General features: G+C 50.6%; 2 protein-coding genes. Both read left to right on the top strand.

Annotated elements, in window-relative coordinates; genetic code table 11:
- The first annotated feature begins 17 nt into the window (after positions 1-17).
- Positions 18-5,903, top strand: a complete 5,886-nt coding sequence (locus tag J7E78_RS03080; RefSeq protein WP_215074878.1) for a type I polyketide synthase — start codon at positions 18-20, stop codon at positions 5,901-5,903.
- Between the two features lie 42 nt (positions 5,904-5,945).
- Positions 5,946-23,561, top strand: coding sequence for an SDR family NAD(P)-dependent oxidoreductase (locus tag J7E78_RS29235; protein ID WP_251034783.1), 17,616 nt, complete (start codon positions 5,946-5,948; stop codon positions 23,559-23,561).
- Positions 23,562-23,669 lie beyond the last annotated feature (108 nt).

Raw genomic sequence — 23,669 nt, 5'->3', positions numbered from 1 at the left:
AACAGGAGGGCGAAATCATGCAAGATAACGAGCGATTATCCTTACAGCACAAGCTGTGGAATTCATTAAACCAGAAGCTGATGCATGTGTTGATTGTTCAGATGGAACAGCTTGGAGATGTTAGAACGATAACAGGAGCTTCGTACTGGACTTCTTATCCTGATGTGCTTCCTGCATACCAACGATGGATGGACCACACACTTCGCATTCTTCAGCGTAACCCGGAACTCGGTGAATTCGAACGAAGCAATATTTGGTCTGATTGGGAGGAGCACAAGGAGCGCTGGATTACGCAGCCAGAAATGAGAGCAAGGGTGGAGCTCGCTGACGTGATGATCCGGGCGCTGCCCGACATTATTACAGGCAAACAGTCCGCAACAGAGATCATGTTTCCGGGGGGCTCCATGTCAAGAGTCGAGGGAATATACAAGCAAAATTCAATTGCAGATTATTTCAATGGACGGCTTGCAGATGAAGCCACCCAGCTGATCCGGGAGTTCTCCGGGCATGACAATCGCAAGATCCGTATTCTTGAAATTGGCGCCGGAACTGGTGGAACAAGCTCCATGTTGTTTCAAAAGTTCGAGCCCTACCGTGAACTTATTCAGGAATACTGTTACACGGACGTCTCCAAATCTTTTCTGCAGCATGCAAGGAATCAATATGGTCCGTATTATCCCTACCTGACGTACAGCCTGCTCAATATTGAAGAGCCCTTGCATTCTCAGGGAATTGAAGCGGGACGATATGACCTGGTCGTGGCTACCAATGTACTGCACGCCACACGTCAGATCCGCCATACTTTGCGCAATGCCAAAGCGCTGTTGACCTTGAAAGGTAAACTGCTAATCAACGAAATTATTGAGGATTCCCTGTTTAACCACGTCACGTTTGGTCTGCTGACCGGGTGGTGGCTGTTCGAAGACGAACAGGTGCGTATTCCCGGCACTCCGCTGCTGCATCCGGATCAGTGGAAAGCGGCACTGGAGCTGGAGGGATACCTCGACGTACAATTTCCGGCATCCACTGCCGAAGGACTGGGCCAGCAAATTATAAGCGCAGCGAGTGACGGTGTCGTCCGGCAGAAACACACCTTTTCATCAGCGGCTCAGATGCTGCCCACAGCTGGAAGGCAAGAGCCTTTACAGTCACAAGAGACTACTACAGTTCAAGAACTAGAACCAGCCTTAAACACGTTAACTCCGAAAGACCCTGCTGTAGATGACAGGGAATTAAAACAAGCATGCATGATGTATTTACAAAAGATGATTGGTTCCATTCTGGATATAGAACCAGAGCATATTGATCCCTCGGAAGCTCTGGAAATGTATGGGCTGGATTCAATTCTCATCATTCAGTTAACTGAGCAGCTAAATAAGGAAATGGAAGAGCATGTGAGCAGCGTGCTCTTTTTTGAATATACAACCCTAGATGCACTGGTCAACCATTTTGTGGAAAAGCACAAGTTTGAACTGATCTCGATGCTTGGGTTGACGGAAATGCAACATGACCCGGAGCCTATTAGTGAATTTTCGGCAGAAGCTGCCGTTCACCTAACTGAAAGTTACAAGCAGCAACGACCATCTGAGGCAACAGGTGAAGTAGCCATCATCGGGCTTGCCGGGCGTTACGCTCAGGCTGATGATATGGCAGAATTTTGGAATAATCTGATGCAGGGCAAAAATTGCATTACTGAAATACCTTCACAACGTTGGGATTGGAGAACCCACTATCATTCGGAGAAAGGACAAAAAGGAACGTCTTACAGCAGGTGGGGAGGATTTATTCGTGGTATCTATCATTTTGACCCGTTGTTCTTCCACATTTCTCCTAAGGAGGCCGAACAAATGGACCCGCAGGAGCGGCAGTTCCTGCAAACGGTCTATGCTGCCATTGAAGATGCAGGTTATACGCCTCATGCTCTTGCCGATGCGGGTACAGTCGGTGTGTACACAGGCGTAATGAATGGCAACTATCCTACGGGAGCTTCTTTTTGGTCGGTAGCCAATCGGGTATCCTACACGTTTAATTTCACGGGTCCAAGTCTGGCTGTGGATACGGCATGTTCTTCCTCCTTAACGGCCATTCACCTGGCAATGGAAAGTCTGCGCAACGGCACCTGCGACCTAGCCATCGCAGGCGGTGTGAATCTGATCGTTGACCCGGTTCATTATGTCAGGTTATCCGAAAAAACCATGCTGTCTCCAGGCAACGAGTGCAGTCCTTTTGGAGAGGAAGCCAACGGTTTTGTGGACGGCGAAGGTGTTGGTGCATTGCTGCTCAAGCCGCTTCATCTGGCGGAGGCCGATGGGGATTTCATTTACGGCATCCTTAAAGGAAGCATGATTAATGCAGCAGGCAAAACAAAAGGGTACACCGTGCCCAATCCCGGCCAGCAGGCAAAGGTGATCAGCGAAGCCATCTCACGATCTGGAGTGGATGCCCGGACCATCAGTTATATTGAGGCTCATGGCACCGGCACTGCACTGGGTGACCCCATTGAAATCGAAGGCTTGCGCAGGGCATTTGAGAAACATACAGCGGATAAACAATTTTGTGCAATCGGCTCGGTGAAGTCGAACATCGGTCATGCCGAGAGTGCGGCCGGCATCGCCGGAATCAGCAAAATACTGCTGCAAATGCGTCACGGCTGCCTGGTGCCTTCACTGCATGCAGAGAGCAGTAACCCGAATATCCGGTTCAGTCAAACTCCATTTCGCGTTCAGCAGCACATGTCCCCATGGGTTCGTCCTGTATTGGATACACCTGAAGGCATACGCGAATATCCGCGGATTGCGGGCATCTCCTCATTCGGAGCAGGCGGTGCCAATGCCCATGTCATCCTTGAGGAATACAGGGCGGACAACCACATGGGCCAGGAATCGGCGGCGGTAGGAGATTTTAATACACCCGTAATGATCGTCCTATCCGCAAAAAGCGAAGATCGACTCAAGATCAAGGTGAGACAGCTTGCGCAGGCCGTTCAAGATAACGCTTATACGGACTTACATCTCGCCCGGATCGCCTACACGCTGCAAACCGGAAGAGAAGAAATGGAATGCAGATGCGCTTTCACGGCGTATACCATCATGGAGATGGTAAGCAAATTGCAGGCGTATCTCACCGGGGAAACGGCACATGAACAGATATTTACCGGAGAGATCGATATGGAACGGAATGACAATCGACTTGTAGACGATGACGATATGCAGGAGCTGGCAGCAAGCTGGATGCGCAAACGAAAAACGGCCCGGCTTCTGGAGCAATGGGTTCGGGGAATGAAGCTGGATTGGCAGCAGTGGTATGGAACGGTTAAACCACAGCGAATTAGCCTACCGGGATACCCTTTTGCCGAAGAACATTACATGATCCCTTCTTTATCCTCCTCCTCAACGGGGAATGAAGGTTTTGAAACCACGAACGTCGTAGCGCCAAGCCAGACAGAATGGCTGCATCCGCTGCTGCATAAAAACACCAGTTATTTGGGCAGTCAGCGGTTTAGCTCACGTTTTACCGGAAACGAATCATTTCTGCGCGATCATCAAGTAAAAGGGATGAACATTTTACCCGGAGCGGCTCATCTGGAAATGGCTGCAGCAGCGCTGCGGCATTCCCTGCCGCCTGAAGAACACGACAGACAGGAAAACGGGAACGATCATTTTCGCCTGCATGATCTCGTATGGCTGCATCCCGCATCTGTAGAGGATCAGCCATTGTCTGTACATCTTGAATTGCAAGCTGAGCAACACCAGCAGGGATATCGATTTGAAATTACGAGCAAAGCAAAGGCTGAGGCTCCATCTGTATTATGCAGTCAAGGATTCGTTTCCATGATTCGCTCCACAGGGGACACGCCTGTATTCCAACCTGCTGATTGGCATAAGCGTCATAGCAACAAGCTCGTTCCACCTGAGAGAGGATATCAAATTTTTTCTCGAATAGGTCTGGTTTATGGAAGCACTCACCGCTGCATCTCACATTTGTATACAGGTCAGCACAGTGTTATGGCACGACTAGCCATGCCATTGTCGGGTACAGAAAGTTTGGAGGAATACGGACTCCACCCATCCATGCTAGATTCGGCTTTTCAGGCCTGTCTGGCACTTGCTATGGATTTAAGTCAGGAAGAAGGCCTTCCACCTGAGCCCTGGCTGCCATATGCACTGCAACAAGCGGAGATTTACAGACCATGTTCTTCAGTGATGTGGGTGGAAGTCAATTATGCGGCGGGCAGTGGTCCTGAGAATTCTATGCCTCGTTATGACCTCTCACTCTATAGTGAGGGTGGATTGCTTTGTGCGAAGTTTGAAGGTTTGGCGTTACGGAAGTGGGCTTCCGTTGCCGCACCCCAATCCCGGCAGGATTCGACCGGAGAGGAAGCAGCCTTCTCGAGTCTGTCCGGGGATCATCTAAATAATCTGCACGCACTGGAGCCCTGGACACAAAATCTGGCCATGTCGGCGGCGGCAGCAACAGCCGAAAATGATGCTAAACTGGCCGTTCTTACAACGATTTGGGCCCCATTAGAACAGCAATCATCAAGTGAAGACGTTTCCGGCACTGATGTGTATTCGGCGGAAAAACTTCTGATTCTCTGCGAAAATGCCGACATGAACATCCGTTTCCAGAGAGGGGATGCTTTTCGGCAGATTGTCTTTCCGAGACAGGCATCTGAGACGCAGATGGTGGATATGCTTGCTGCCAAAGGAGATTGCGATCATATGATCTGGCATTGTCGCCCCGGTACGTCCGAGAATCGCATGACAGAAACAAACAGGGAAGAGCAGGAAAGCTTCGTACCTGAACTTACTCGTTTCTTCAGGTTTGTCAAAAGCCTTCTGCACCTGGGATACGGCTCCAGGAGTCTTCACCTCACGGTCGTTACAATGAATGCGCAGGCGCTCGCCTTCGATGATACCATCGACCCGGATCAGGCAGCCATTCATGGGCTGACGGGTTCACTTGCTAAGGAATATACCCATTGGGCCATTCGCGTCATTGATCTGAATGGCAGTGAAATTCTCCCAATGGATGCTATTGCAGATATGACACCAGACCCCCACGGAAACGCATATGTGTGGCGGGATCAGGAATGGTATCGCCAGGAATTGGTGCCTGTAGAATACGATTCCGTTCCACTAGCCGCTTATCGGCAGGGAGGGGTCTATTTGGTTATCGGCGGAGCCGGAGGAATCGGCGAAGTCTGGACACGTTATATGATTGCGACCTACAACGCACAAGTGATCTGGCTAGGAAGAAGCCCCATGGGTCCCGAGATTCGCCGTAAAATCGAACAGTTGAGCCGATTGGGGCCGGAGCCTCTTTATATCCAGGCAGACGCTTCGCTCCCCGGTCTTCTGGAACAGGCTTATGAGTCTGTCATAAAGCAGTTTGGACGGGTGAATGGAATAATCCACTCTGCATTAGTGTTGTCTGACAGAAGTCTGGCGCGTATGGATGAAGAGATTTTCAACAACGTGCTGTCTGCCAAAGTTCAAATTAGTGAACAAGTGAATGCATTAATGGGTCGGCTTCGAAAACAACCCGATTTTGTCTTGTTTTTCTCTTCGCTGAACTCCTTTATGAAACTGCCAGGTCAGGGCAACTATGTAGCTGCCTGCTGTTATGCCGATGCCCTGGCCTCACAGATGAACAGGAAATGGCCTGGACGGATCAAAGTGGTCAACTGGGGATATTGGGGCAGCGTCGGTTCGGTCGTATCGGAGCAGGTAAGGCAAAGCATGCATCAGAAAGGTATTGGTTCTATTGAAGCGGAGGAAGCCCATCCCATTCTGGAATGGCTGATGTCAGGTTCCCTGCAGCAGGCCGCCATACTCAAGATGACCCACAAACCCGAAATGCTTGTACTAAATGAAAATCAAATGCTAACGGTATATCGTTAGACCAAAGTGCACATTGACCGATATGCAAAGGGAGTGTAGTAGATGATCATTACAGAACATATGGATTCGGTTCAGGAGCAGATGAGCAGCATCGAACGGCTTCTTATTCGGTTATTATGGGGGCAGCTGCACAATGCAGGATGTATGGACGAACATTTTGTGTTTAAAAAAACGGTCCGCCCATTCTATCAGAAATGGCTGAGCGAAAGTCGCCTAATGCTTGCCGAATATGCCCAGGAGTTGCCTGGTCCGGTTGAAAGCCTCCAATCAGAAGAGATTGCGGCCTGGACACGGTTATCCTGGGCGGAATGGGAACGCAGACTTCCGGGCTGGATCTCGCATCCCGATGTGCGTGCCTATGCAAGATTGGCCGATTCGATGATTCGTGCTCTTCCGGACATTCTCAAAGGACATAGGGCCGCTACTGAGGTGATGTTTCCCGACTCATCGATGCATATGGTTGAGGGTATTTATAAACATCATGCCATTGCCGATTATTTCAATGGAATCCTTGCAGACCAGGCGCTAAGCGTAATCAATGAATTGACGTCCGAGATCACAGGACACAGGAAAGTAAACATTCTGGAAATCGGCGCCGGCACCGGAGGCACAAGCGAAGTCGTTTTTGAAAAGTTAAAACACGTCGCACACAAGATACAGGAATACTGTTATTCCGATATATCCCGTGCCTTTCTCATGCATGCTGAGCAGCAGTATGGTCCCTCGGTACCCTATTTGACATACAAAATTGCCGATTTGAAAATTCCTTTTGCCGAGCAAGGCATTGAACCGGGTAGGTATGATCTCATTATTGCAACCAATGTACTTCATACCACCCCGGATATCCGAGATACACTTCGCATGATCAAGGCATCACTCAAAAAGGATGGACAATTGCTGTTAAACGAGATTACGCGCAAAACCGTAATAAATCACCTGACCTTCGGACTGCTGGAGGGTTGGTGGCAGTACACGGATGAAAATGTCCGCATCCCGGGGTGTCCGGCCTTGTCGGCCGCAAACTGGAAAAAGATGCTTCAGCGGGAAGGTTATCATTCCGTTCATTACCCGTCAACAGAGGCAGACCGCTATGGACAGCACATCATTGCCGCCAAAAGTGACGGTATCGTCATTCGGGCTAATAGTTCTGCACCTGTCGTTAAGAACGTTTTTCAACCCAGTCGTCCTGCCGATATCGTACACCAGAACGAATCGTTCTATGAACAGGAGCAGCCCGCTGCGGATCATGGGATCATCACCGCGGAGATGACTGAACAGTTTGTGAAAAAGGCGATCCGTGAAAGCATCGCGGAGGACCTGAAGATGGAGCAGTCCAGAATCCAGAACAATCGCAGCTTCTCGGACTATGGCGTCGATTCCATTATTGCCGTCCATCTGGTCAACGTGCTTAATCAGAAGTGCAAACTGACCTTGCAAACGACCGTGCTGTTCGACTATAACAATGTGGATCGTCTGGCAGAACACATTTTGCAGGAATACGGAAAAACGATCGAATCGCTGCTATTGCAGAGTCAGGCTTTGGAGCTGGAGTCGGCAGCTACCATGGCATCAGATAAAACGACAACCATTTTGCCGGGCACATCGCTCCCTTCTGAATCTGTCAATTATGCATCAGCTCCCTTTGTGGACAGCAGCAACGCGAAAGCACCTAATACCCGAATCAATGACAAGACCTCGGGGTCTTATTTTTATCACACACATATTGGCAGCCCCTCGGAGATCAGCGATCTTCAGCTTCACCAGACCTTTGTGCAGGAGTTGCTGCCTGACGAAGTGCGTATTTCGGTCAGAGCGTTTTCCCTGAATTTTGGGGATTTGCTCTGTATTCGGGGCCTATATCCGACCATGCCGCCGTATCCTTTTACACCAGGATTCGAGGCATCCGGTATTGTAGTTGAAACAGGTTCATCCGTTACAACGGTAAAAACCGGCGATGAGGTAGTGTTCTATGCAGATGCCTCTCTCGGAGCGCATGCCACCGCCATCACATGTAAAGCAGAGCAAGTGTTTGCCAAACCTGATCGGCTCACTCATGAGGAAGCTTGCTCGCTGCCCGTCGTAGCCATGACCGTCATTGCCGCCTTCCGCAAAGCCAATATTAAACCCGGCGAACGGGTTCTGATCCAAACGGCAACCGGAGGTGTCGGACTAGTAGCCATTCAGCTTGCCCGCCATCTTGGTGCAGAAATTTTCGCCACGGCCAGCAAGCAGCACAAGTTGGATTATTTGCGCGAAATGGGCGCCAGCCATGTAATCAACTATGCCACTACGGACTTTGAACAGGAAGTACAACGGCTTACGAACGGAGAAGGGGTACACGTCATTTTAAATACCCTGTCAGGTGAGGCGCTGCAAAAAGGACTAAACTGTCTTGCGCCGAACGGAAGATACATTGAAATCGCGATGACAGCTCTCAAAAGCGCCCATGCAGTCAACCTGTCAGGACTCAATCACAACCAGAGCTTCTACAGTCTGGATCTGCGCAAGCTGGGCATGGAGCAGCCCGAAATGCTCGCGGAATACAGACAAGAGATGCTGCAGTGGGTAGAAGAGGAAGTCATCCGTCCCCTGATTGGTCAGACATTCCCGATGGACAGATTACAGGAAGCCTACCGCTGCATGGATCAACGAAAAAATATCGGCAAAATTGTCATCAACGTGCCGGAATACATGCGCTATCAGCCTGCTGCTGCCGCTCTTCCAGCCGATTCTGCCGGTGTCACCACCCGAGTTCGGATTGAACGTAACGGATTGGAAAACAAAAGCGAAGAGCTGACAACGTATGAGCCGGTGGCGATCATTGGCATGAGCGGCCGATTTGCGGGTTCGCGCGACGTAGCGGAATTGTGGTCGCATCTCGAAAAGGGAGATGACCTGATCCAACGCGAGCAGCGCTGGAATCTTGCCAAGCATTATGGAGCGGATGTTTCCTTTTGCGACCAGGGCAGCTTTTTGGATAACATTCATGCCTTTGATCCGCTCTTTTTTAACATTTCCGGGCAAGAAGCCGCCTACATGGACCCTCAGCAACGGATTTTTCTGGAGGAAGCCTGGAGAACATTCGAGGATGCCGGTTATGCCGGCGAGTCGATGCAGGGCCGTAAATGCGGCGTATACGTTGGCTGTACGGAAATGGATTATGGACAGCTGATGGGTGAACAACCTCCGGCTCAGTCCTTCTGGGGGAAAGCCGGGTCCATCATTCCGGCCAGGATCGCCTATTATCTCGATTTGAAAGGTCCTGCCATTGCGGTAGATACCGCCTGCTCCAGCTCGTTGGTGGCCATTCATCTGGCGTGTCAGTCGCTGTGGGCGAGGGAAACGGAAATGGCACTTGCGGGCGGAGTGTTTATTCAATCGACTCCCCAGTTCTATATGGATGCCAACCGTGCCGGCATGCTTTCAACCACAGGGCGATGTCATACGTTTGATGAACGGGCAGACGGTTTTGTGCCAGGAGAAGGAGCTGGAGCGGTTCTGCTGAAACGCCTCAGTGATGCTATCCGTGATGGAGATCACATACATGGTGTAATTCGCGGAACAGGCATCAATCAGGATGGTACGACCAACGGAATTACCGCACCAAGCGCCAAATCGCAGACCGCTTTGGAGAAACAGGTCTATGATCGCTTTGGTATTGATCCGGCCAGCATTCAGCTGGTAGAGGCGCATGGAACCGGAACCCGGCTCGGGGACCCGATCGAATTTCAGGCGCTCACTAACGCATTTTCGTCATATACGGATCAGAAGCAATACTGTGCGCTCGGCTCCATCAAAACCAATATCGGGCATCTGGCGACCGCTGCGGGTATTGCCGGATTAATCAAGGTTTTGCTTTCCCTGCGTCACAAGCGCATTCCTGCTTCGCTGCATATGGAAAAGGCCAATCCCAGCATCACGTTCGACGACAGCCCTTTTTATGTCAATACAGAGACCAAGGCATGGGACACGGAAAAAGGACAGGTGAGAAGGGCTGCAATCAGTTCATTTGGATTCAGCGGAACCAATGCTCATATGGTCATTGAAGAAGCCCCCCCACGTCCGGCTATCAGGTCGGATCTGCGGCCCGGATATCTGATAGCACTGTCAGCTCGCACTGCGGACCAACTACGTCAGCAAGCTGAGCAGCTTGTGTCCTATGCGAAGGAAAACTCCGCGGTGGGAAGCCTGCACATGAGTTATACCTTGCTTACAGGCAGACCTCACTTGGCTCATCGGATGATCTGTATTGCCCGCAACGGGGAGCAGCTTGCAGATCAGTTGAGTGAGTGGCTTGCAAAAGGGGAGAGCAATTCAGTATCCAGCGGGTTCGTTAATCGAAACGAACAACGCGGCAACGCCTCGTTGAAGCGATACGCCGCCGAATGTATAAGGCAGTGCCGGGAGACGGAGGATTCGTCTGTTTATCTGGAGCATTTGTCAGCCCTCTGCGAAATGTATGTACAGGGCTACGAGCTTTCATTCGACAAGCTGTTTCCAATCTCTGCACGGCGTATCCCGCTCCCGACTTACCCCTTTGCAGGGGACGACTACTGGGTACCGGTACATGAAGAAACGCAGCGCGTTAAACAGCCGCCATACGCCGAACATGCTTTTGGAACAGTGCTGCATCCGCTGGTTCACAGAAACACATCCAGCGTAGGGCAATTGCAATATTCGTCCACTTTCAGTGGTCAGGAATTCTTTTTCAAGGATCACTTGGTGAAGGGGATGAAGGTGCTTCCAGGTGTAGCTCATTTGGAGTGGGTGTGCTTTGCAGCAGATACGGCCTGGGGTGATTTCTCGGATTCGAGGATAATTCGTTTGAGAAACGTGATCTGGTCTGCCCCGTTAATTCTGAATGAAACATCAACGTCCTTTGCCATCCGTTTTCGTCCTGTCGAGCAGACAGAGGGAGACGAAACGATGCACTTTGAAATTGTTCAGGAGCAGGGAAAGGAAAGCGGTCCACATAAACAGGTATACAGTCAGGGCCAAGTCATGCTTGCCAAGCTTCCGGTCCAGATGGAGCGGGATATTCAAACCGAACTTGAGGCTTGCACACCCAGCCCGGTCGATGCCGAAGTATTTTACGCTGCCTCCGCTCAAACTGGTATTGTCCTTGGGCCGGGCTTGCGCGGGATACAGTCTGTATATGTTGGACAGGATCGTGTCTTAGCACACCTGTCACTACCGCAATCTCTGACTGCTTCGGGTGAGAAATATATTCTTCATCCCAGCTTGATGGACTCGGCACTTCAGGTCACCATCGGATATCTGCTCGGCATAGTGACGGACCAGGCTGCCTCTGGCAGGCCTGCACTGCCGTTTGCGCTGGAGCAGTTGGATATTCTGGGCCCCTGTACAGCGGAGATGTGGGCGGTTGCCACGTACAGTTCAGGAAACAGCCGGGACAGCAAAATTCACAAGCTGGATGTAGAGCTGTGCGACATGGACGGAATGGTACGTATACGCATGACCGGATTCACGCCACGTGTTCTGGAGAAGGATTTCGATACACAGCTGGAAAAAAGCGTGAGGCCGATTCTAATGGCGCCGGAATGGAAGCCACTTGAGATCTCTTCCGACCGATCAGCCGCTGCTCAGTACAATAGTCATCTGATCCTGATTTCGGATCATTTTACAGGGCAGCTATCTTCATTACGTGAATCGTTCCCTCACGCTCGCTGCGTGCGACTGGCAACGGATGTATTTGCATCCGCAGAGCGATTGGAGCAAGATGATGCATTGCTGCACCCGCTGGCAGGCTTTTTTACTGAATCAGCTGCACACCTGCTCGAAGAAATCAGCCAAATGCTGAGCACGGAAACCGGAAGCATACTTATTCAGCTCGTTATTCCTTATGAGGAAGAGGGACAGGGCGGACTGCTTAATGGTCTTGCCGGAATGTTGTTGACGGCTTCAAGAGAGCATCGACAGTTGACATGCCAGCTTGTTCAGCTGCACTCCTCCATACGAACAGGAGAACTGATTGATAAATTGGCTTCAGAGAGTCGTCATTCAGAGAACGTAATTGCCCGCTATCCGGCTTCCGGCAGCAGGCAAATAAGAGTCTGGCATGAGCTGACTGCTCCCTCCACAAGCCATTCATTGTCCTTGAAAGACGGTGGGGTATATCTGATAACCGGAGGCATCGGCGGAATCGGATTAGCATTGACACGTACGCTTGTCAGTCAAATTAGGAATGCCACGATTATGTTAAACGGCCGCTCGAATCCAAACGCAGAGCAGCAGGCCCATCTTCAACAGCTTCAATTGAACGGAAATCACGTACTTTACAGGAAAGTGGACATCACTTCACGTGAAGCAGTTCAGAGACTGGTACAGGAAATTGAGTCTGATTATGGTGAGCTGAACGGCATTATTCATGCGGCAGGTGTCGTGAAAGATCGTGCCTTACGGTACAAAGATTCAAAAGAACTGCGCTCCGTCTTGGCTCCCAAAGTGGACGGCACGATATGGATCGATGAATCGACCGCCCACATGGCGCTCGATTTTTTTGTCATGTTCTCTTCGCTCGCTGCTGTGACAGGCAATTCGGGTCAAGCGGATTATGCCTGTGCGAATGCTTTTATGGATGCCTACGCCACATACCGAGCTGCGCTGGTTCGGAACGGACAGCGAAACGGCACAACGCTCGCAATTAACTGGCCGCTCTGGAGGGAAGGACGTATGCAACCAGGGGCCGCAGCTGAGCAGAAAATTCGCCACCAATGGGGAATGCACCCAATGGACACCTCAATCGGAATCAAACTGTTGCATATGGCCTTGAACAGCGGTTCAGCCCAAGTGCTGGCTTTTTACGGTGAACCGGACGTATTTCTGTCAGGTGTGATGTCCGGTTCCGCAGGTTCGGTGGATCAGCCGTCGACATGGAACGTGTCAACAGCTCCTTCACAATCCATGACGTCTGTTGCGGTCCCAAGCGACATCCCCGAGTTGAAAGAACGAACATTTCCGACAGGGGATGAGCGAAAACGGCTGCTCGTTTCCAGAGTCCAGGACGCTTTAACGGGTCATATGTCTGACTTGTTGCAGGTAAATCGGACCGACATCTTTCCAGATGTGGAATTTGGCGAATATGGATTCGATTCCATTTCGTTTACCGATTACGCCGGTATTCTTAATCAGCACTATGCGCTTCAACTTACACCTACTGTTTTCTTTGAGCACTCCACCTTAAGGTCTTTAACAGGACATCTTGTCGGAGCCTATCCGAAAAAGTGGGACACACTTTTGGCTGAGAAGCACATGGACACCGAGGAACTGCATGTTTCTGTCTCACCACAGGAGAAGGAAACGACCGATTCCTTTGAGCAGAAAGAACAAATGGAAGGTTCAATACCATCCTCCGAACGCCATAGAGAATCCAGCCTGCCTGAATCCGATCATCAAAATCATAAGGCACCGGAACCCATTGCCATTATTGGTATGAGCGGCCGTTTTCCGATGGCGAAGGACATTGATACATTATGGGATAACCTGCTTCAAGGACGGGATTGCATCTCGGAAATTCCACCGGATCGGTGGGACTGGAGAGCCTATTACGGAGACCCCGATCAGGCTCACAACAAAACCAATATCAAATGGGGCGGATTTATGGAGGGTGTCGCCGAATTTGATCCTGGTTTCTTTGGTATTTCCCCGCGTGAAGCGGAATTGATGGACCCGCAGCAGCGGCTTTTGATGATGTATGCCTGGAAAGCTATTGAAGATGCGGGCTATGCACCACCGAGCTTGTCCGGTTCCAAAATGGGTATCTTTGTTGGCACTGCGAGCAGCGGGTATCATCGTCTGTTGGCACAGGCGGATACCGTAATCGAAGGATATACTTCGACAGGCCATGTGGCTTCCGTAGGTCCTAACCGAATGAGCTTTTTCCTGAATATACATGGTCCAAGTGAACCCGTGGAGACGGCATGCTCCAGTTCGCTGGTGGCCCTCCACAGGGCTGTTCAGGCGATACGAAACGGAGACTGTGACACTGCTATAGTAGGTGGCGTTAATACAATTCTGGACCCGGACTATCATATCAGTTTCAATAAAGCAGGTATGCTGAGTCCGGATGGACGTTGTAAAACGTTCTCCGATGAGGTTAACGGATATGTACGCGGAGAAGGCGTTGGCATGATTTTTTTGAAAGGGTTACGGGCCGCCGAGCAAGCAAATGACCATATATATGGCCTGATTCGTGCTACGGATGAAAATCATGGTGGACGGGCCGCATCGCTCACCGCGCCGAATCCTCGCGCTCAGGCCGACTTAATTAAATCCGTGTATTCAAAAGCTGGGGTGCATCCGTCTACCATAGGATACATTGAGGCTCACGGAACAGGCACGCCACTTGGTGACCCCATTGAAATTAATGGCTTGAAGATCGCGTTTCAGGAGACTCTTGCAACTGCGGAATCTAATAAAACAACCTCAGCTTCCTGCGGTCTGGGCTCTATCAAAACCAACATTGGGCACCTGGAGCTTGCTGCGGGTATTGCCGGGGTCATTAAGGTACTGCTGCAGATGAAATACAAAACGCTCGTGAAGACGGTTCATTATGAGAGACCTAACCCTTACATTCAATTGGAAGGAAGTCCTTTTTACATCGTTGATGAAAACAAGTCATGGGAAGCGCTTAATGACTCTGCCGGCAGAGCGCTGCCAAGACGTGCAGGAGTGAGTTCCTTCGGATTCGGAGGTGTCAACGCACATGTGCTGCTTGAAGAGTATATTCCGACTGAATCGGTAGCCAATTCTGATAGGACCCTTCATCCGGCTCATGGGGACTCAATGAACAAAGCTACTCCAGTGTGCATTGTACTGTCAGCCAAAACCGAAGAAAGACTTCAGCAGCAGGCTCGGCAATTGCTGGCGGCGCTGCAAACGGGACGATATGAGGATCATCATCTGCCTCAGCTCGCGTACACACTTCAGACGGGGCGTGGGGCGATGGAAGAACGACTGGCTTTTCTGGCGGATTCCATTCTTGAATTAAAAGAACGGCTCGACGCCTATATGGCTAATCCGGAGAAAGCCGAAAACATCTATCGCGGCAAAATAAAGTCCCACAGAGCCTCCATCGCTGCACTGGCAGAGGATGCAGATATGCAGGAAACAGTAAAAAACTGGGTCCGCAAACGCAAGTATGGACAGCTGTTGGATCTTTGGGTGAAGGGTCTTGAGGTTCCGTGGTCTGAAGGTTACACGGGAAGGACACCCCAGCGAATCAGTCTGCCCACGTATCCGTTTGCCACAGAACGTTATTGGGTGCCTGAACAGAAGGAGCGAAAATCGGGACAACCTGTACCGACATCTTATCTTCACCCGCTTCTCCAGCGAAATACATCGGATCTGCAAGGGATTCGTTTCAGTTCAGAGTGGAGTGGCCAGGAATTTTTTCTAAACGATCATGTCATTCATAATCGTAAAATTATGCCAGGGGCCGCCTACCTCGAAATGGCCAGGGCAGCGGTGGAACAGGTTATTAAGGCAGATACATCCCGGCAGGACAGAGTTATTCTTCTTCGCGACATTTACTGGACTGTGCCGCTGGGGATAGATCTGCATTCAGTCACACCGGGCAGGCTCCAGGCGCAATTGGGATTAACTCCGCTGGATACAGGCGAGATCCGTTATGAAATAACCAGCGAGGAAAACAACCATAGAACCATACAATCCGAACCATCCAAACGAAATGTACATCATTTAGGAACGATTTCGACGTCCACTCGTCAAGCATCTTCCCATCCAATGATCGATCTGGAATCCTTGCTGCTGCAATGCGGAAAACAATCGATGACGGCTGCTGAATGTTACCGTATCTTTGAGCAGTCCGGCCTGTTTTATGGACCGGGTCATCAAGGGATTCAGCGTCTTCATATTGGAGAGGGGCAAGTCCTCGCACAATTGAAATTGCCATCATCTCTTGCATCTACAGCTGAGGAGTACGGTCTGCATCCGGCTCTGGTAGATTCAGCTATACAGGCATGCATTGGATTGCCGCAATTCAAGGAAGGGGGAGTGACCCCTTTTTCCTTGGATCAGGCTGTAATCTATCGAGACTGCCCGGGTTCCGTCTGGGCATGGGTGCGTCTATTGCCGGAACAGGATTCTTCTGGAACGTCTAGCAAAGTACAGATCGATCTGTGTGACGACCAGGGAAAAATAGTCCTGCAATTCATAGGGCTGACGATTTTGCACAGACCGTATCCTGGGGAACCAACCGGCGTTTTACAGGAAGAGTCCAATATGTTTGCGAAGCCACTTCCGTATGAAACATTAACAAACGCCACCCCGGAGAAGCAGACACTGACACAGGTTCCGCTCTCGGGAGCGATGACTTATGCGCCAGGTTGGAGAGAAGTATCGACCAGTCCTCATGTAACCCAACCTCTATCCATGTCTTTCGGTGGTTCGGGGATTATTGTAGGCGGGACGTCGAGGCAGCAGCACGTCATTCAGCAATGGCATCCCGGCCTGCGACCTTTAGCGGTTGAATGGGATGCCTCAGAAACAGAACTAGAGCTCAAGTTAAAGCACCATGGCGTAATCAGCCGTCTGGTCTGGATTGTGCCGTCCTCAAGCATCGTTCATGGACCGGAGCATGCTGCGAAAGTGATCAATGAGCAGAACCAGGGCTTGTTCCAGACATTTCTTCTCATTAAAGTATTGTTGAATCTGGGCTACGACGCACGCAGACTCGATCTGATCATCATAACGGAGAAGGCCTGCAACGTATTGGCTGGAGAAACGATCTATCCGGCGCATGCCGGAATTAGCGGACTGGCAGGTTCCCTCGCCAAAGAAATGCCGGATTGGAGGGTCTGCCATCTGGATGTGGATGATGTCCATGATATCGGAGTGCATCCCGAACGCCATTTTCCAGGGATATGGGATGGGAATACACGCGCCTGGCGGAATGGAAAAGGGTATGAACGTATACTTGTGAACGTCTGCTCTATGGGTGACACGCTCGGTAACACGCATGAAGCATTTAGAAAAAATGGCGTCTACGTTATTATTGGCGGTGCGGGCGGCATTGGGGAAGCATGGAGTGAATATATGATTCGGCGCTATCAGGCGCGGCTTATCTGGATTGGCCGAAGAGCGGTCGATGCACGGATCGGAGAGCTATGCAGACGTCTTGGCGAATTGGGAACCGAACCGTTGTATATTTCTGCGGATGCAGCCGACAAGCACAGCTTGCAGGAGGCATATCGCCAGATCAAATCATTGACGCCAGCCATTCACGGGGTTGTGCATGCAGCGGTAGGCCTGATGGATCAAAGTCTGTCTCAGATGACTCTGGAGTATTTCCGAAATGTATCGTCTTCCAAGCTGGATGCCAGTGTGAATATGATGAACATTTTTGGACAGGAGCCTCTGGATTTTATGCTGTTTTTCTCCTCCATGAGCTCGTTCACCACACCAGCTGGACAAGCCGGATATGCCGCTGGATGTGCCTTTATCGATGGCATGAGTGCTGCAGCACAAGCCTGGAAATTCCCTGTAAAAGTGATGAATTGGGGTTACTGGGCTGAGACCGGCATCGCCAGCCAGGTGCCTGCCGCCTTCAAGCAAAGACTGAATCAGTCGGGAATTGGCTCCATACATCCTGAAGATGCCATGCGTGCGCTGGAACTGCTAATGGCAGGAGGCAAGCATCAACTGGCGTTCGTTCAGACGGACAAGCCAGGGGCAGTGGAAGGTACAGCGTCTGATCGTATATTTATGGTAGCGCCTGAAGCGAAGCAAGTAGGACGCCATCAGCTCATGAATCGAATCTCTGGGCAACAGCTCAACGTGAAGCCGCTTCAACAAAAGTGGGCTGCCTTTAACGATGAATTCGAGTCCATGCTGGCCGGACTGATGTCGATTCAGTTGCAGCAGATGGTCTCAGCTGATTCGGCAAACCGTCCTAATGCCCTCTATAATCGCTGGATGAAGGAAAGCAGAAAGCGTATAGAGCAGTATACCTTGTCGCAACAGTCTCTTGCTTCTGACTCGATGTGGTCGGCATGGGAGCAGCGTATGAAGCACTGGCTATTGGACCCGGATTTTGCGCCTCAGGTTAAGTTAGTCGACCAGATGATACGCAGCCTGCCGGAGATTGTCAGAGGAGAGCTGGCTGCCACCAATATCATGTTCCCCGACGGAGCGATGGATATGGTTCAGAACATTTACAAGCATAATTCAGCGGCAGACTATTTCAACGAAATACTGGCCGATACCGCCGCAGCGTACCTCGCCGAGCGACTTGAATCCAATCCGCAGGTCAGCTTGCGTATTCTTGAAATCGGTGCCGGGACAGGAGGAACGACGGAAAAGGTGCTTGAGCGGATCAAACCTTTTGCCGCCTCTATTGCGGAGTATGCATACACGGACATCTCGAGAGCATTCCTGCTGCATGGAGAAAAGACCTATGGGGAGAATCACCCTTATCTGAACTGCACCATGCTGGATATCGAAAAGCCTCCTGCAGAACAATCCTATGATCTGGGGAGGTATGATCTGGTCATCGCAGCCAATGTTCTTCATGCTACCCGGAACATAAGCCGCACCCTGGGTCATGTACACGATCTGTTGAAACAAAACGGCCTGCTTCTGCTGAATGAACTGACTCGCAGCTCGCTGTTTAGCCACCTGACATTTGGTTTGCTGGAAGGGTGGTGGCTGTATGAAGATGATGAGATCCGGATCGGAGGCTCTCCTGTTCTTGGCAAGCAGCAGTGGCAGAAGACGCTACAAGAAGCCGGGTTTGGACAGGCAATGCTGCCAGCCGAACCCGGTGAGAGTCTTGGGCAGCAGATCATCACCGCTTTCAGCGACGGCTATATATCGATGGCTACACCTTCTGCAGAAGCCAGGTCAAATGATGAGCAGATTTCTTCTGAAAACACATCGGCCATGAAGATGGACAACATGCACACAGAACCACTGTCACAGCCGGAGTCCGAACTGGATTCCGATCAGATGTGGCAGGCCAGCCTGACATTTTTCAAACGTCTGGTCGGAGAGGTTATTCGAATGTCACCTGAACAGATCGATGAGTCCGAACCAATGGAGGCTTACGGCATTGATTCTATCCTGATTGTTCAACTGACCAATCAGTTGCGCAAGCATTTTGACGGCGTGAACACCACGCTGTTTTTTGAACACAAAACACTTGCATCATTAATTCATTATTTTATGAAACAGCACAGACAGGAGCTGTTGGCGGCGGCCCTACCTAAGCTGCCTGAAAAAGAGCCGGAACAGACACACGAATCCCTTATTCAGTCAACCGTTTCCGCAGTGGAAAGAACGATGCACGAACCTGTTTTGTATCCGGCAAAGCCTGTACCCGTCACGGCACCTCTCAACTTGGCTGCCAATGAACCGATTGCCATTATTGGCATCAGCGGCAAATATCCGCAGGCCGATCATCTGGAACAATTCTGGGACAACCTGATTGCGGGCAAGGACTGTATCACGGAAATTCCGGAAGAACGCTGGTCCCTTGAAGGATTCTATGAACCGGATCGCAAGGAAGCTGCACGCAAAGGCAAAAGCTACAGCAAATGGGGCGGCTTCATTGAAGGATACGCCGATTTTGATCCGCTGTTCTTTCAGCTCTCTCCCCGAGAGGTCATGAACATGGACCCGCAGGAAAGGCTCTTTTTGCAAACCGTATGGGAAGCGCTTGAAGACTCGGGCTATACAAGGGAACAGATGGATCGACAGTACAATGGCAAAGTGGGGGTGTTCGCGGGCATTACCAAGAATGGCTTCAACCTCTACGGCCCGCCTCTATGGAATGAAAGCAGTGAATGGTTCCCGCAGACCTCGTTCAGTTCGGTCGCAAACCGGGTTTCCTATTTGCTAAACCTCCATGGTCCCAGCATGCCGGTGGATACGATGTGCTCCTCTTCACTCACGGCTATTCATGAAGCCTGTGAAAGCATTCGCCGCGGCGAATGTGAGGCAGCGATTGCAGGCGGGGTGAACCTGTATCTGCATCCTTCCAGCTATGTTGCCTTGTGTGCCCAGCAGATGCTGGCAGCGGACGGAAAATGCAAGAGCTTCGCTCAGGAGGCGGACGGTTTTGTACCCGGGGAAGGCGTCGGGGTGGTTATCCTGAAACAACTGTCCAAAGCGGTTGAAGATGGCGATCAGATCCATGCTGTCATCCGCGGAACCCACATTAACCACGGCGGCAAGACAAATGGGTATATGGTTCCCAATCCTGCAGCCCAAGGAGACCTGATTCGGGAGGCAATCAACAAAGCAGGCATTGACGCCCGTTGGATCAGCTATATCGAAGCTCATGGTACGGGGACAAGCCTGGGAGACCCGATTGAAATGGCCGGACTTGCCCGAGCTTTCCGCCAGGATACGCAGGATAAAGGATACTGTTCCATCGGATCACTGAAAAGCAACGTTGGACATATGGAATCGGCAGCCGGAATTGGTGGACTGACCAAGATTATTCTTCAGTTGAAGCATGGTCAGATTGCACCCAGCCTTCATGCTGGAGAGCTGAATAGGGAAATTGACTTCAAGAACACGCCGTTTATCGTACAGCAGCAGGCGAGCGATTGGTCAAGACCGATGGTTGAGGTGAACGGACAGATGCAGGAAATACCGCGCATTGCCGGTGTATCCTCATTTGGCGCTGGGGGCGCAAACGCTCATGTAATCGTTGAAGAATACATTCCTGCTCCTGCCCAACCTTCTTTTCCTGTGATAGAAAGCTCTTCTAACAGGGTAGAACGTAAGTCGAAGCAACCGATAATGATCGTTTTGTCTGCCCGCAATGAAGAAAGGCTGGTTGCTGTGGCGGAGAAACTTCTACTATATATTCGCCGCCGAACATTGGATGATCAGGTGTTAGACAAGCTGGCCTATACACTTCAAACCGGCAGAGAGGCAATGGAAGAACGTTTGGCTTTTACAGCAAGCACGATACGTGAACTGATGGCTAGACTGGTTACCATTCAAACCGGAAAGTTAAAGCAAGCCATTCCCGGAATATACAGAGGACGGGTTAATCGAACCTCGTATACGCCTTTAGACACCGAGCAAGAAGGGAGCAAGCCTCCTTCAGAAGATGTCAGACTGGCCATGATGCAAGTTAACGTGAATCGATTGCTGGAATTATGGGTGAATGGCGCGAAGCTGGACTGGAAGGAAATGTATGGTGCAATAACACCAGGCAAAATGAGTCTGCCCACCTATCCGTTTGAGCGGGAAAAATATTGGCTGCCTGGCGCCAAAGGAATGCCGCTACATGTTGCTAACAATACCAAAGCGGATTCCCGCGATACCATAGTGCTTCATCCGATGCTTCACCATAATACATCCCTGTTATCGGAGCAGCGCTTTACCTCACGGTTTAGCGGTGATGAATTTTTCCTGTCAGATCATCAGGTCGGTTCCCACCGGGTGCTTCCGGGAGTGGCCTATTTGGAAATGGCTCGCGAGGCTGTGAAACGCTCTGTAGAACAGGTTGATTCCGTGCCTGAGGTGATCGTGCTGGAAAATATCATCTGGGGAAGACCGATGGCAATCGCTGCTCAGTCCATCGACGTTCATGTGCGTTTGTATACGGGAGAGCAGGGAGACATTCACTATGAAGTATACACCCAAGATGCGTCAGCCGAGTTGCTGCATAGTCAGGGTTTGGCTTTGCTGAGAACCGAATCCCAAAACTTACGGCTGAATCTGGCAGACATACAAAAAAGATGCATCAAACCGTGGACAGCGGATGAATGCTATCATGCTTTTGAACGGATGGGACTTCACTATGGTGCAGCCATGCAAGGGATCGAAACGGTTTATACGGGAGAAAACGCGGTGCTGGCCAAGCTTGCTCTCCCTGCCCGGGTGAGGGACTCCGCTCGTGACTTCGTCCTTCATCCGTCCATGGCGGATGCGGCTTTGCAGTCCGCCATTGGATTGCTGCTTGCACATTCGATGCCTGATGATCCCAGACTGCAAACTAGTCCAAGTCCCCTGCTTCCTTTTGCACTGGAGCGGGTCGTTTTCCGTCGTCCTTGTACAGCACACATGTGGGCTTATATTCGTTACAATAACGGACATAAACCATCTACTTCGCTGCAAAAGCTGGACATTGACTTGTGTGATGAAGATGGAAATGTATGTGTCCAGTTCGAGGGCTTCACTAGCAAACCTTTGAAGGGAGAGATTCACATGGGGAAAACATCATCTCCAACCGAATCACAAACACTGATGTTTGCAAGAGAGTGGAAGGAGCAGGAAGCAGTAGTTGTGCCTGAGGTGGTATACAGTCGTCATATCGTCATGTTATCTGGCCCTTGGACAGAGCAGGAACACGTCATGGCTGCCAAGCTTCCGAATGTGCAGTATGTATCCCTAGGTCCAGACCCAGCGGATCGGGCTGGTCATTCCGGCTTGATGGATGAGCAATATCTATTTGCTGTTAAGAAGGCCTATCGTTATGTACAACAGTTGCTCAAAGCTAGACCGGAAGGTGCTGTACTTATTCAACTGCTGGTTGCCAAGCGGGCACAATATAAATTGTTCGGAGGATTATCCGCCTTGCTAAAAACGGCTGAATTGGAAAATCCGAAAATCATCATCCAAATCATCGAAGCCGATGATCTTCAGAGTACCGAACGAGTTGTGCAGATCCTGAAGGAAAGCAGTCAAAGCGCTGGCGATACACATATCCGCTATCAGAACGATAAAAGATATACATCATTGTGGAAAGAGGTCGGTTCTTCGCATTCATCCTTGGTCAAGCTGCCTTGGAAAGATCGAGGCGTGTATCTGATTACAGGCGGTCTGGGAGCCATCGGATCGATCCTAGCGGAGCATATCGCCGAGCAGGCGGAACATCCCGTGCTCATCCTTACGGGGCGTTCGGAACTCGATGAATCAGATCGCCAGCGAATGGCGTTGCTGGAACAGATGGGGGCAGAGGTCATGTATCGGCGTTCGGATGTCTCGAAGAGGGAAGCTGTAGATGAACTGATGCTGGAAATCAACCGAAACTACGGCGAATTACATGGAATTATTCATAATGCAGGCTTAATTCGCGACAGCTATATGATCCGAAAGGAGCTTGATGACATCGAGGAGGTGCTGGCTCCAAAAGTGGCTGGAACGGTTCATTTGGATGAAGCAAGCCAGTATTTCAAGCTGGACTTTTTTGTATTGTTTTCCTCGCTAGCCGGGGTACATGGCAATGTGGGTCAAGCCGATTATGCGGCAGCAAATGCGTTTATGGACGAATATTCCGAATACCGCAATGAGCGTGTTCAGCAGGGAGAACGTCACGGGTTTACACTCGCCATTAATTGGCCTTTGTGGGAAGAGGGCGGTATGCATATGAATGATCATGCGAGACAGAACATGGAGCGAATATCAGGAGCGGCACCACTGGAGCGGGCAAATGCGATGCGATCTCTCCAGCAGACACTGCAAGAGAGAAGGTCACCTGTAGTCGTCATGCAGGGGCAGGCTGATCAATTGCGAAGCTTCATGGGTATTTCCGGGACAGCACCGATTATGAATACGGATGAAGCATACAGCCGTTCCGATGACGAGAATTACCTCGACCTTGTAGAGAAAATTCGCAGCGGCGAATGTACCCTTGATCAATTAATGCATCTCAAGTAGTTGTACTTGCTTTGCTTGTTTCTAAGCCGGTTTTTAAGACTTTCACGAAAGCCAACTTGACTTTCTCAACAATTCTATCGATTGACGTTTTTCTTTAAGGAGGTGATC

Origin of the sequence: Paenibacillus polymyxa (assembly GCF_018614975.1) — a bacterium.
Taxonomy (GTDB): Bacteria; Bacillota; Bacilli; order Paenibacillales; family Paenibacillaceae; genus Paenibacillus; species Paenibacillus polymyxa_E.
This window is presented reverse-complemented; position numbering and strand designations above follow the sequence as displayed.